Here is a 13,609-nt window from a genome sequence, read left to right on the forward strand (position 1 = left end):
AGAGCAGGCGAACCTGCTCTCCATAGATTGACGACAAATCGGTGTTGTACGATGCGCTCTAACGGCTATAGGCGCACTTCACAGACTTGTTTTCAACGTGTTTTTTTCAGCTTAGTTTTTACCCGCTACGTTCTCAGTGTGACCGTAAGGGATTTTAGAGTACTTTTCGTTAGGGCCGGAAGTGTAACCAAGCAATGCTTTGGAAGATTCAAGTTTGAAGGAAGAAAGCTTCACGCCGATTGCGTTAGCAATGGTACGAGGGATGTCGGTGTTATCTTTGAAACCACCGAAGTTTTCTGCCTGAACGCCAATTGCAGACAACGCGATTACGCTGGATGTATGAACGTATGATGTCCAGCTGATGCGTGCGCGTTCGGAAACGAGGTGCGCAACTGCGATCATAGTTGGGGTGTATGCATAGCCGTAAGTTGTCTGCTCTGCTGAGCTGAGCTTCTGGTTGCGGTCTTCGATATCCATTGCAGACTCAAGTTTTTTGAGTTCGCGTCCGTTCAGATCAGTTAAGCCGAAGTTTTCGGCAACATATTTGAGGTATTCCTGATGGCGGCTAGCAGCCTGCGGGAATTCTTTGACCATTGCAGGATAGATGTATGCAAGGGTGTCTTCGATGGAAACTTTTACTTTCATGAGTTCGTTCAGCTTGAGGAAGTAGCCTTTAGAGTCAAGGCTGATACCCATAGCCATACCACCGGTTTCGTGGTCAGCAGCAACAACGATCAGAGTTTCTTCAGGGTGTTTTTTGTAGAAAGCAAAAGCTTTGGCGATAGCAGCATCGAGAGCAAGAGTGTCGTAGATGGTACCGGAAGCATCGTTACAGTGAGCAGCGTAGTCAATACGGCCGCCTTCAACCATCATGAAGAATGGTTTGTCCTGTGCTTCCAGAACTTCGATACCTTTTTCAGTCAACTCAGCAAGCGCAGGCATTGCGTTTACTTTATCAGAGCTGTTACGACGATCGATTTCCATGCCCAGAGCGCTGTATGCGAGAGGTGCGAGGACTTTGTCGCCTTTCTTCGGCTGGTATGCACGGAAGGTATCACGTGCATTGTCGCCGATAAAAGTAGTGTAGCCTTTAGCTTTGAACTCAGCGACGAGGTCGCGTTTGTCTTTGCGTTTAGATTTCAGGCCTTCAGCATTACCTTTAGCAACAAAATGACGGAAGCCGCCACCTGCAAGGTAATCGAAGTTGGTACCGAGTTGGTCGATAGCAATTTCGTTTTCATTACCGCGGCTCATATTGTGAGCAGAGAAAGCTGCAGGAGTAGCGTGGGTAATGCGGGTAGTAGTTGCAATACCAACTGCGTAACCAGCGTCACGTGCTGCTTCTGCAATGGTTTTAACGCTAGTACCGTCAGGGAGTTTAGAAACAGCACCGTTGGTAGTTTTAAAACCGGTAGCTAAAGCGGTGCCGCCAGCTGCGGAGTCTGTAATCATGGTGTTGTCAGAGTGGGTAGTAATCAGAGCAGAAACAGGGAAAGAGTTCATAACCAGTTTAGCAGCTGGGTTCTGAGTCTCAATCTTGTAGAAATACTGAGCAGACTGGCGCTGCGCAGGGCCCATGCCATCTCCGATGAAATAGAAGACATATTTAGGAGCAGCTGCGAAAACGCTGGAAGCCATAAGCAGGGCGGTTGCAAGCACTACAAAAGTACATGCTACCTTTTTACTACATCGAAACAAATTCATACATTTCTCCATTACAAGTTACAGTCGTAAACGTGATTGATTTAACTGCCAACATATCAGTGCTTGTTTACTGACTCTGAAGCGTGCAGGAGCAGACAATTGGCTTCATGCGCGCAACTTAGTACGGGGCGTCAGTAAGTAGACTTGATTTCGGGGACTTGTGATTACGAATTTAATCAAATTTACGTAAACCTAACCTATGCCCCTAAGGGGAAGGTCAATGCAAAATTACAAAAAAAGTAAAAAATAAGTTTTTATTTTTAGATGATTACGCAGAAAGCGTTTGTAGTACGTGCTGGCGTATATCTAGCGTTGTTACTAGGAAAAGTATTGATGAAGTTGCGTGAAGGTTCGCTGATGAAAAATGAATGCATGCTTTGTTTGTTGCGGTGATTAGTAATGCATAAAAAAAAAATAGAAAAAGAGTACAGAAAAAGACTATGAAACTCATTAGTTATTGGAAATGGTACATCGTTTTCAGAAAATGAGTTGTGTAGAAATTGTGTAAAAGTAAAAAATAGCGGCACGGTTCATTAAACCGTGCCGCTATTTTGTGAGCGTTATATGAAAGAGTGAAAGCTATCAGTGGTGTTACTGAAGAATCTGTATGACCAGAGTGCTCTTTCGTGTTTTTTATGTCTTGGTAGAAAATTATGCTGCCACTTTTTCCAGTGCGTCAATTCGTGCAACAACAGGCGGGTGCGAATAGTGCAGGAATACGTATGCAGGATGCGGTGTCAGGTTTGAAAGGCTGTTAACAGAAAGTTTAATGAGCGCACCTGACAGAGCAGAAGGATTACCGGTTGTTCTGGCTGCAAACGCATCAGCTTCAAATTCATATTTACGGGACTGATGCGAAGCAAAAATAGTCATAAGAAGAGAAAGCGGTGTGTAGAGGAAGTTGAAAAGTACCATTCCGACCGCAATCGTCATGTTTTCAACGTGAAATGCAGTATACAAAGGTTCGTACCCAAGCACCAAAGACAGGCAGAAGAATGTAATTCCTGTTGTCACAATACTGGTGAGGAACATGCGTTTAATGTGGTTCAGCTTGCAATGGCCGATCTCGTGGGCAAGAACACCGACGATTTCATCCGTGCTCATGGATTTTACGAGCGTATCGAACAGAGCAATACGTTTCTGTTTGCCGAACCCTGTGAAGAAGGCGTTTGCTTTGTTGGAACGTTTGGAACCATCTATTATATAGATGCCGGAAATATTGAATCCGTTTTTGTGTGCAAAATCTTCAATTGCCTGTCGTAAATCTCCGTCTTCCAACGGAGTAAATTTATTGAACAGCGGCATAATCCAGATTGGCGCAACGTACTGCACCGCAAACATGAATGCGGTAGAGAATCCCCAAGCGATGAGCCAGCCGAATGTGGAAAATGTCTGGAAAAACCAGATAATACCCGCAGCAAGTGGTGCACCTAGAACAACGGCCAGCAGAATTCCTTTGAAACGGTCTGCGATGAACAGCTTTGGCGTGGTGCGGTTGAATCCGTATTCTTCTTCAATCACAAATGTTTTGTAGATGGAAAACGGAAGCGAAAGAACCATGGAAGCGACAGAGACAATGCCCAGAAATGCTAATCCTTGTACAATTTGTCCAGTAGCAAGGGTTGTTGCCCATTCATTAAAGATATTGAAAATGCCTAGCATCATGCAAAGCACTACGGAGACGACGTTAACAAAACCGGAGACAAACGAAAGTTTCTCGTTTCGGCGAGTGTACGCTTGAGATTTTTCATATTTCTGTGTGTTCACTGCATGTTCAAATACAGCAGGAATGGGCTGCTCCAGAGACTGTAGGTTAAGCTTGCTCACCCACGTTTCAAGTCCCCAAGTGCCGATGATGAAAAAAAGAATCAGAATGGTCAAAAAGGTCATGGTATTCCCTCAGGATAAATAATGGGGCAATTTCCCGTAAATGTCGGAGCATCCGCACTGTGTATTACATAACAGGTTCTTATGGTCTGTTACAATATTGCTTTGGTGTGCGCCCTATGCCTTGTTTATATACGTCATTTGTTTCGGATAGTAAAAAACAGTATGCAATTAAGGTGTTAGATAGTGTTATCATGCATTTTTAAAGAAAAAACTGCCAATTTGATCAAGAAATCTAAATATTTTTTCTAATATGCTCAACTGTCGCAACGTTGCAACATGGTTGATCGTTTATGCACTTCTGTGGATTTTTATGAAGCTCGAAATCATCGAAACTCTGAGTTGTTTGTGTAATCGAATAACATCATAAAATAACATGAAAAGAATATTCATGTTGCGTTTTTGCAATACATGTCCGTGTTTTCGCAAAGTTCAGTAAATTTAAGGTGTTTTATGAATAAAAGTTGTTTTTCTCTTGTCGCAAACCTGTGGCAGTTGTACAGGGATTGGTAACCCAAATGACGCACGTTACAAACGTGAATTTATACCACAGTTTCAATGTTTACAGTCAGGGGTAGCATCGTAATACGTCGCTGCGTAACAAGATCAAAGCCTCTGGATGTTGCAAGGAGAAAGTCATGATTATTGGTGTACCTAAAGAGATTAAAACTCTGGAAAATCGAGTAGCTCTTACTCCGGGCGGCGCAGCAACACTTGTTCGTCAAGGTCATACCGTGCTTGTGGAAACAGACGCAGGTCGCGGAAGCGGATTATTTGATGATGAATTTATTGCTGCCGGTGCAACCATGGTTACCGCAGAAGAGGCTTGGGGCGCAGAAATGGTTATTAAGGTGAAAGAGCCTGTAGCCTCTGAGTACCAGTATCTTCGCGACGGTTTGCTTCTTTTCACATATCTCCACCTTGCAGCTGAACGTGATTTGACGACTGCCCTTCTTGAGGGTGGCACAACCGCTGTAGCATATGAAACTGTGCAGCTTGCAAATGGCTGCCTGCCCCTCTTGATGCCTATGTCCGAAGTTGCCGGACGTATGGCAACACAGGAAGGTGCAAACTTTCTTAAAAAAGCAAATGGCGGACGTGGTGTCTTACTTGGCGGAACCCCTGGTGTCGCACCGGGCTGCGTTACTGTTGTAGGCGGTGGTATTGTTGGTACTAACGCTGCCAAAATGGCTATCGGCTTTGGTGCCGATGTAACCATTCTTGATGTCAGCCACCAGCGTCTACAGTACCTTGATGATGTGTTCGGTAACCGCATTCGCACCATTACATCTACTGAACCAAATATTCGTGAATGGGTTGCAAAAGCTGACCTTGTCGTCGGTGCTGTTCTCATTCCGGGTGCAAAAGCTCCAAGTCTGGTAACTGAAGAGATGGTTGAAACCATGCAGGAAGGCGCAGTCATCGTAGACGTTGCTATCGATCAGGGCGGTTGCTGTGAAACTATTAAGCCAACCACTCATGACGATCCTGTATTTAATCTTCACGGCGTTGTTCACTATGGTGTTACAAACATGCCGGGTGCTGTGCCTCGTACTTCTACCTTTGCTCTGAGCAACCAGACATTGCCATATGCCATCCAACTTGCAAACAAAGGTCTTGATGCTTTGCGTGCAGACCGCGCACTCGCGCTGGGATTGAACACATACAAAGGCAAAATAACTTGTCCTGCTGTGGGCGAAGCTTTCGAGATGTTCTCCGTTTCACCTGAGGATGTACTGTAAATTTACGGCTAACCATGTACAGTTTTTGACATCCGACCCTTTATTAAGGGGTCGGATTTTTTTATCCCTATCATTTAGCTAACATTTTTGTTAAAAAAAGACAGATACATGTGTTTACAATGATCGAGTTAGTACCTTGGATTTATTGAATCGAAATGTTGCCGATTGTAAAATTAAATTTACAATTGACAAAAACGCAAAAAAAAGTAGCTCGTTTGATTTTTTTTATTCCATCTGCTAATACTCTCTCGGTTTGAGAACACATTTTCGTTAAACTACGGTTTAATGAAAAAACGAAATAGTAGGAATTTTACTCAGTAGTTATCGTAATCATTTTTCGGAGGGTTCATTTATGAAACGTCTTATCGCTATATTGACAGCTTTGCTTGTTATTTCTTTATCTTCTGCAGCATTTGCTGAGAAATTGGTTGTTGCACATGATACCAACTTTAAGCCTTTTGAGTTCAAACAGAACGGCGAATTTGTTGGTTTTGATATCGACATGTGGAAAGAAGTTGCAAAGCGTATGAACCTTGATTACGAATTCCAGCCAATGGATTTTAACGGTATTATTCCTGGCCTTCAGGCTGGTTCTATCGATGCTGCTGTTGCAGGCATCACCATTAAGCCTTCCCGTGCAGAAGTTGTTGACTTCTCTGACGGCTACTACGATTCCGGTCTCGTTATTCTTGTTCGTTCCGATAACAACGACATCAAGACTATCAACGATCTTAAAGACAAGATTGTTGCTACTAAGCTTGCTACTTCTTCTGTTGACCTTGCTCAGCAGTACGTACCTAAGAAGAACATCAAACTCTTCCCTAACAACGACAACATGTTCATGGAACTGATGACCGGCGGTGCCGACGCAGTTATCTTCGATATGCCAGTTGTTAAAGATTTTGAAGCTAAAGCAGGACAGGGCATGGTTAAAGTTGTTGGTCCTATCTATCAGGGGCAGGCTTACGGCATTGCATTCCCTAAAGATTCCAAGCTCGTTTCCGGCGTTAACAAAGCGCTTAAAGAAATGAAAGCAGACGGCACCTACAACGAACTGTTCATGAAATGGTTCGGCTACGCACCTGCTAAATAGCAGCTCCCCACTTTTTTCATAGTACCTAAGACATAGGGATGGTGTTGTGCCATCCCTATGTATATTTTATTCGCCGAGTTTTTTTGGCAAAAGTACCTAAAGGCAGATACTCTCTATGGCATTTCAGTTTAAACCATCAGTGATGTTAGAAACTCTTCCGCTTCTTACAGAAGGGGTTGAACTGACTATTTACATCACTCTCCTTGGCCTTGTGTTCGGTTTTCTCATCGGCACAGTTGCAGGCTTAGGTCGTCTTTCTCAGAACAGATTCAATCGCTCCCTCTCGAGCATTTATATAGAAATTATTCGTGGTACCCCGATGATTGTACAGGCTCTGTTCCTGTATTTTGGTGTACCGCTCATTTCCGGAGTTCGTATTAATCCTATTACAGCAGGTGTTATCACCATTGCTGTTAACTCCGGTGCATATATCGCTGAAATCGTACGTGGCGCAGTGCAGTCTATTGATGCAGGGCAGTTTGAAGCAGGTCGCTCTATCGGGCTTACCCATAACCAGACCATGCTCTCTATCATTTGGCCTCAGGCATTCCGCCGCATGATTCCACCACTGGGCAACCAGTTCATCATTTCGCTTAAAGATACCTCACTCCTCACAGTTATCGGTGTAGCAGAGCTTACCCGTTCCGGTCAGGAGATTGTTGCGGTTAACTTCCGTTCGTTTGAAGTATACCTGACTGTAGCGATCGTTTACCTGTGTATGACCCTTTCCATTGCGAAAGCCCTACGCTGGTATGAAAAAAAATTGATGGCACGCAGTAGCCGCTAGGAGCATTCTATGAGTGATACATCAAGCATGATTGAAATCCGTAACTTATATAAAAGTTACGGTGATATAGAAGTTATTAAAGGCGTAGACCTTAGCGTGAAACAGGGCGAAGTTGTTGTAATTCTCGGACCTTCCGGTTCCGGTAAATCAACAGTTTTGCGCTGTATCAACCGTCTCGAAGAAATTACCTCAGGTTCTATTGTTGTAGACGGCTTTGACCTCTATGCAAAAGAAACTGATATCAACTACGTGCGCTCCGAAGCAGGTATGGTGTTCCAGCAGTTTAACCTGTTCCCACACCTGTCTGTTCTGCAGAACATTACCATCGGACTTATTAAAGTTCGTAAAATGGACAAAGCAGAAGCGGATAAAATTGCACTGAGCCTGCTCGATAAAGTAGGTCTTCCGGATAAAGCAACATCCTACCCAGATCAGCTTTCCGGTGGTCAGAAACAGCGCGTTGCAATCGCACGCTCTCTGGCTATGAGCCCGAAAGTTATTCTCTTTGATGAACCAACCTCCGCACTTGACCCAGAGCTCGTAGGTGAAGTTCTCGACGTAATGAAAAAACTCGCCGACGAAGGCATGACCATGGTGGTAGTAACCCACGAAATGGGCTTCGCTCGCGAAGTTGCTGATCGCGTAATCTTTATCGCCGATGGTGTGATTCAGGAAGAAGAAGCTCCAGACGAGTTCTTCTCCAATCCTAAGCATCCTCGTCTTAAAGATTTCTTAGGAAAGCTGTAGTCTAAGGCTTTTGTCTTCGACGAGCCTCTGGCTGGTCTTCGACGCTTTTTGTTTAAGGCTTTTGCCTCCGGCGGCTGGGCTGAAAACTTTGAAAAGTTTTCCCCCAGACCCGTTACACTCTCTTCGTCCGTAAAACTCGAAGACTCGTTAACGGTCAAAGGCCTTTCAAACTTTTTATTATGCGAAGAACGCCCGTAGATATATTTTTCACGCGGCTTTATTCCACTGACTTAAATAGTAAAAGGGCTGTCCTTCATACGAAGGACAGCCCTTTTTTATTAGTTGAAAGGTAGTAGTATATAAGCCGCGAGGTTGAGTAAAAAACGGGCTAACCTCGCAAGTAAAAGTCTTTGGAGATTCCTAAGAACCTTTCTACAGAAAGGTTCTTAGGCCGCCGGAGGCAAATATTTCGGCATCTAAATACAAGCATAAAATGAAGACGTAGAGTCATTGAAAAACGAGTAGCTTGCGCAATTGTCTAGGGAGTATTCCTCTGGTACAGGTATGGAACGGAAGGGTTTATTTTCCTGTCTGCGGTTCGCAGTCAACGGCTTAAAGCTAGGATAGTTGCTCCATGAAACAGTTTCGCGCCGATTTGCATATTCATTCCCGATTCTCTCGCGCAACCAGTAAAAAGCTTACGCCGCGCCATTTGGCAGCATGGGCGGAAGTGAAGGGGCTAGATGTCCTTGGAACTGGCGATTGCACACATCCTGAATGGCTGGACGAGTTAGAAGATCAACTTGTTGAAGACAGCCAGAGTGGATTATTTCGGCTGAAAGATACGACAGACCTTGGCAAAGAGATTCCTCGTTTTGAAGACACTTCTATGAACGGTCGTGCTCTGTTCACATTGCAGGGAGAAATCAGTTCAATCTACAAGCGTGGCGGCAAGGTTCGTAAGGTGCATAACCTTGTGTACATGCCTACGTTTGAAGCTGCTCGAAAATTTAGCAAACGTCTTGGTGAAATCGGCAATATTACTTCCGATGGCCGCCCTATCCTTGGTATGGATTCACGCGATATTCTCGACCTCGTGCTCGAAACCCATCCGCTAGCCTTCCTTATCCCTGCTCATATCTGGACGCCGTGGTTCTCCCTTTTCGGCTCAAAATCCGGCTTCGACACAATAGAAGAGTGTTACGGCGATTACGCCTCAGAAATTTTTGCACTCGAAACAGGTCTTTCTTCTGACCCTGAAATGAACTGGTTGTGGAGCGCCCTTGATCGGTTTGCTCTTGTGTCGAACTCTGATGCTCATTCCGGCGACAAGCTCGCCCGCGAATGTAACCTTTTTGCAGGCGATATCTCTTTTGAAGGTATGTATCGCAGTTTGCGTGGCGAAGGGCTTGGTCACAAGTTTCTTGGCACCATGGAATTTTTTCCGGAAGAGGGGAAATACCATTTAGACGGTCATCGCAAATGCAACGTTGTCATGGAACCACGCGAAACACTGACCCGTGACGGAATTTGCCCTGTATGCGGCAAGCCGCTAACCGTGGGGGTTTTGCACAGAATTCTTTCTCTTGCAGACAGAGACACGCCGAAACAGCCGTCTAAAGCTGGCGATTTCAGTTCGTTAATTCCGTTACCGGAAATGATGGGTGAAGTGCTGGGCGTGGGGCCTAAGACAAAAAAAGTTATGACCTTGTACGCTGAAGCGATCCAGAAGCTTGGTTCAGAAATGAATATTCTTCGTGATGTTCCTGAAGAGGACATTAAGAAGGTGCACCCTATTCTTGCTGAAGCTGTCGGAAGAATGCGTAAAGGTGAAGTTTTGCGTCAGCCGGGGTTTGATGGCGAATACGGCGTGGTTCGTGTGTTCTCTCAAAAGGAACGTAACGAGTTTAAGCATGGTAAATCGCTTATTGATGTACCGGAAAAAGTGAGCGGGCTTACACCGGAAGAAAAAGCTTCTATTACCCCGATTTTTGAAGCAGCCGTTCAACAACGTCAGGATGAGCCGGCGCGCATCAAGTACAATGATGCACAGGAAAAGGCGATTTTTTCAGCACCTGATCCTGTACTCGTTATGGCGGGACCGGGAACGGGGAAGACTCGTACCCTTATCGGTCGCATAGAGCATTTACTCGGTTCCGGAGTCAAAGCGCGCCAAGTGCTTGCGCTGACTTTTACTCGTCGTGCCGCGCAAGAGCTTACAACGCGCCTTGCTGATTCCGTTCAGAACAAATTATCCATACCGCGCGCGGATACTCTGCATGGTCTAGCGTTTGAGTATTGGCAAAACTCATATTCAGACGCCCCGACCCTGCTTTCCGAAGAAAGTTCCAAGCGGGTCTTTGCAGAAGCCAATGCAGAAGCAAGCAAGCAGCAGTGCAAAAAAGCGTGGGAAGTTATCTCACTTTGCCGTGAACGTATGGATCCATGCCCAGCTGAACAGCAAACTGCGTATGCAAACTATTGCGGGCTGAAAAATTCTTGGAATCTTTCAGACTATACAGACCTCCTAGAGTTCTGGCTTGAATCCTTACGTAACAACGTATTTGTGCGCCCATGGACACATGTGCTTGTTGACGAAATTCAAGATTTATCCCCGCTGCAATTAGCAGTCGTACGGGAGCTTGTGTCGCAGGATGACCAGAATGGGCAGGGCTTTTTCGGCATCGGTGATCCTGATCAATCTATTTATGGATTCAGAGGGGCGCACGGTGGTGTTAAAGAATTTTTAGCTCAAGAGCTTCCGTCGCTGAATACTATTCAACTTTCCGAAAACTATCGTTCTTCGCAGCAGATTGTAGACTACGCAAGCGCACTCATGGAGCCAGCTCGTGAGGCACAAGCTATTGAAGCTAAAAAAGCAGTAGAAGCAGAGGTGCGCATGTTTGAAGCGCCGACTTCTGAGGCAGAGGCTTCATGGATCGCAGAACAAGTCCGAGGGCTTCTCGGGCAAACAAGTCATTCTCTGCAAGATAACAAGCAAGAGCGGCTTCTTGGTGGCGAGCTGTCTCCAGGAGACATAGCTGTTCTCGTGCGATTCAAAGCGCTCATTCCTGTAATCAGCCAGACACTCAACAGGCTTGGCATCCCTTGCTCCGTGCCCGAACAGGAAGCATTCTGGGTAGACCCTCGTGTCGAGCTCATTCTCGCGGCAGCAGGTCGTTTTGTCGGTATTTCCAGCAAAGAAGGCGAAGAGCAGATAACATGCCCCGACAAAGTGCTCGCAAAAGGGCCTCAAGGCATTGCTGTGTACATGGAGGACATTCTTCCATTCGATCGCCTGTTCTGGAAATCTACAGCCTTTAAACAGCTTGTACACAACTACAAGGAGCACAAAGGCTGGGCAGGATTGCTCAACTGGATCAACCTACAGACAGAACTCGATCTTGTGCGTCAGAAAAGCGAAAAAGTGCAGATAATGTCCATGCACGCATCAAAAGGACTGGAATTCAAAGCCGTGTTCCTGCCAGCGCTTGAAGATGGCATCATGCCGTATTCAGGCATGAGCACTCTTACAGGTACAACCAGCGGCGCGCCTGATCATTTTGATGTCGACGAAGAACGGCGGCTGCTTTACGTGGCAATAACTCGAGCAGAGCAACTCCTTTTCCTGAGTCATTCAACAACACGTATGATCTACGGGCGTACCGTGCATCTAGCGCCGTCGCGATTCCTTGCAGATTTGCCGGAGGATCGGCTTATGCATTCTGCACTCAAAGCCAAAAAGAAACACAAAGAAACTCAGCTTACCTTGTTGTAAGGTTTTTTTGCCTGCGGCGCTTTTTTTGAGTTTGTGTGCCTGCGGCGCTAGAGTTTTTTTGTCTCCGACGGGGAAGGGCTCTGCCCCTCCACCCCGCAAGGGGGAGCCCCCCTTGACCGGCATGACGTGCCGAGTAGGTGTTAGCCGTAAACGATGGAACGTTTTTCCAAGTGAGTTTGTTAGGAGATAACGAATCGTTTGCGGAAGGAATAGAGGAAGTATTTGTGAGAGATCTAGCGTGTGTTGTGGCAGAATTAATCTTCAAGCTCCAAACCAAGTTTCTAGTCATACTTGTCGGATGATCATCAACGGTAGATACTATTCTCAAGCCGCAAACTAAATTTTATAGATAAGAAAACTCGCCTAAACGGGGTCAAGGGGGATTCCCCCCTTTCGGGTGCTTGCGCCAGTAGCCGTTCACGAGGAACGAGTGCTACGGATGCCAGTCCCTTGTGGGGGCAGCACCCTTGCCCGCCGGAGGCAAGTTCTCTGCAATATGTTCATCAACAGTCAAAACAACACGTAAGCCGGAAACAAAATTTCATGGACAACAAAAACTCGCCTAAACGGGGTCAAGGGGACAGTGTCCCTTTGCGGATGCAAGGCAGAGCCTGCCCGCCGGAGGCAACAAACTCTCCGAAAAACCGCCGGAGGCCTGCACTGAAAACGGCTGCGCCGTCGTGGGTGATGGCAGGTAGCGTGTATGAGAACTGTGTTTTCCTTGAAGGCAAAGTCAACGAGGTTGCGCTGCTCTTTTTTGAATCAGAATCTTGCCTTGCGTATGATGAATCAGATTTGCCGAGCGGGCTGGCGGAGCTTGATTTAACGTACCATGTGCATTTGCCACTGGATTTGCCTTGGGATGATGCTGACCAAGCGGCTCGAATTGTGTTGGGCTTGATGGACAAGGTTCGTTTTCTTGGAGTCCGTCAGGCGGTGTTGCATCCTCCAGTGACTACGGGAAAAAATGCATTTTCTGTAGAAGCGGCTCAGCAGTTGTTAACAGTGGTTACTCGCGCTTGGCACAGTCATGGATTTGACTGTAATGATTTACTAATTGAGAATATTGAAGGCGCAGATTTGATCGACCTTGCTCCAGTGATAGAAGATTTGGGGTTGGGTGTGTGCATTGACATAGGGCATATCATTGCATACGGGCATGATGCACTCCTTGATCGTACTGATATTTTTGATCGACTTCGCATGGTTCACATAAATGCACCTGCGGATGTTGGAACTGCTAAGGGGCGAAGTAAGCATGTCAGTTTAGTGCATTTGGATGAAGCCGGAAGAGGGGTAGCACGTAAGGTGCTTCAGGCTTGCGGAGAAGATTGCACACTGGTTTACGAGCTGTTTAACTGGAAGCATATTGAAACAACGATTCCGGTTATTGAGGAATTGCTTTTGATGGAAGGACAATAGAATGATCCGACTTATTCTTGGGGGAGACAAGTCCGGCAAGTCAGATTTTGGCTTGCAGCGGTTGTATGAAGGAACGGGTTCATCTGTTTTGCTTGCAACGGGGCAGTCGCAGGACTTTTCGTTCGGTCAGCAAATTTTGGATCACCGGTTAGCCAGAATTCCGGAAATTCCAGTAAAGGAAACCGGAATTGAATTGCCCCAACTGTTAGAAAAGTCCATACTGAATTATGAGTCTATTCTAATCGACAGTCTGGATTTTTGGGTCTTTGCATGTGGTGACCAATGGCAGCAGGCACAAGATGCTTTTTTGCACAGCCTCTCATTGGTTCCTGACGAGACTCAGGTTACAATAGTTTCATGTGAGGCAGGACTGGGGCCCATTGCGGCAAGTTCTCAGGTTCGACAATTCATTCGCAGATTAGGTGCACTTAATCAGGCTGTTGCAGCTGTAAGTGATGAAGTCTGTCTCATGATCGCGGGTATCCCGCTCTATGTAAAAAAGGCGTAAC

The 13,609-nt window shown here is 45.9% G+C and carries 9 protein-coding genes; 7 read left to right on the forward strand and 2 right to left on the reverse strand.

The window, feature by feature from the left end:
* Positions 1–111: 111 nt before the first annotated feature.
* Both ACZ5V1_RS14925 and ACZ5V1_RS14930 read right to left on the reverse strand, forming a co-directional pair.
* Positions 112–1,704 (reverse strand): alkaline phosphatase, encoded by a 1,593-nt coding sequence (locus tag ACZ5V1_RS14925; RefSeq protein WP_464389507.1) that lies wholly within the window; start codon positions 1,702–1,704, stop codon positions 112–114.
* 651 nt (positions 1,705–2,355) lie between these two features.
* Entirely contained in the window at positions 2,356–3,594 is a 1,239-nt protein-coding gene (locus ACZ5V1_RS14930; protein WP_464389508.1) for a M48 family metallopeptidase, read from the reverse strand.
* 635 nt (positions 3,595–4,229) lie between these two features.
* Here ACZ5V1_RS14930 and ald point away from each other — a divergent pair.
* From ald to ACZ5V1_RS14965, 7 genes are all read left to right on the forward strand, one after another.
* Positions 4,230–5,333, forward strand: coding sequence for an alanine dehydrogenase (ald, locus tag ACZ5V1_RS14935; protein WP_464389509.1), 1,104 nt, complete (start codon positions 4,230–4,232; stop codon positions 5,331–5,333).
* Positions 5,334–5,685: 352 nt separating this feature from the next.
* Positions 5,686–6,426: a glutamine ABC transporter substrate-binding protein GlnH gene (gene glnH / locus ACZ5V1_RS14940; protein WP_464389510.1), complete on the forward strand. Its 741-nt coding sequence runs from the start codon at positions 5,686–5,688 to the stop codon at positions 6,424–6,426.
* A gap of 115 nt (positions 6,427–6,541) precedes the next feature.
* Positions 6,542–7,213, forward strand: coding sequence for an amino acid ABC transporter permease (locus ACZ5V1_RS14945; protein ID WP_464389511.1), 672 nt, complete (start codon positions 6,542–6,544; stop codon positions 7,211–7,213).
* A gap of 9 nt (positions 7,214–7,222) precedes the next feature.
* Positions 7,223–7,960, forward strand: coding sequence for an amino acid ABC transporter ATP-binding protein (locus tag ACZ5V1_RS14950; RefSeq protein WP_464389512.1), 738 nt, complete (start codon positions 7,223–7,225; stop codon positions 7,958–7,960).
* Positions 7,961–8,534: 574 nt separating this feature from the next.
* Positions 8,535–11,678 carry a UvrD-helicase domain-containing protein gene (locus tag ACZ5V1_RS14955; RefSeq protein ID WP_464389513.1) on the forward strand — a complete coding sequence of 1,048 codons (3,144 nt, stop codon included), beginning with the start codon at positions 8,535–8,537 and terminating at the stop codon, positions 11,676–11,678.
* A 699-nt stretch (positions 11,679–12,377) separates the two neighbouring features.
* Positions 12,378–13,100 (forward strand): cobamide remodeling phosphodiesterase CbiR, encoded by a 723-nt coding sequence (cbiR, locus tag ACZ5V1_RS14960; RefSeq protein WP_464389514.1) that lies wholly within the window; start codon positions 12,378–12,380, stop codon positions 13,098–13,100.
* Position 13,101: 1 nt separating this feature from the next.
* Positions 13,102–13,608 (forward strand): bifunctional adenosylcobinamide kinase/adenosylcobinamide-phosphate guanylyltransferase, encoded by a 507-nt coding sequence (locus ACZ5V1_RS14965; protein ID WP_464389515.1) that lies wholly within the window; start codon positions 13,102–13,104, stop codon positions 13,606–13,608.
* Position 13,609 lies beyond the last annotated feature (1 nt).

This window comes from Halodesulfovibrio oceani subsp. galateae, assembly GCF_055397225.1.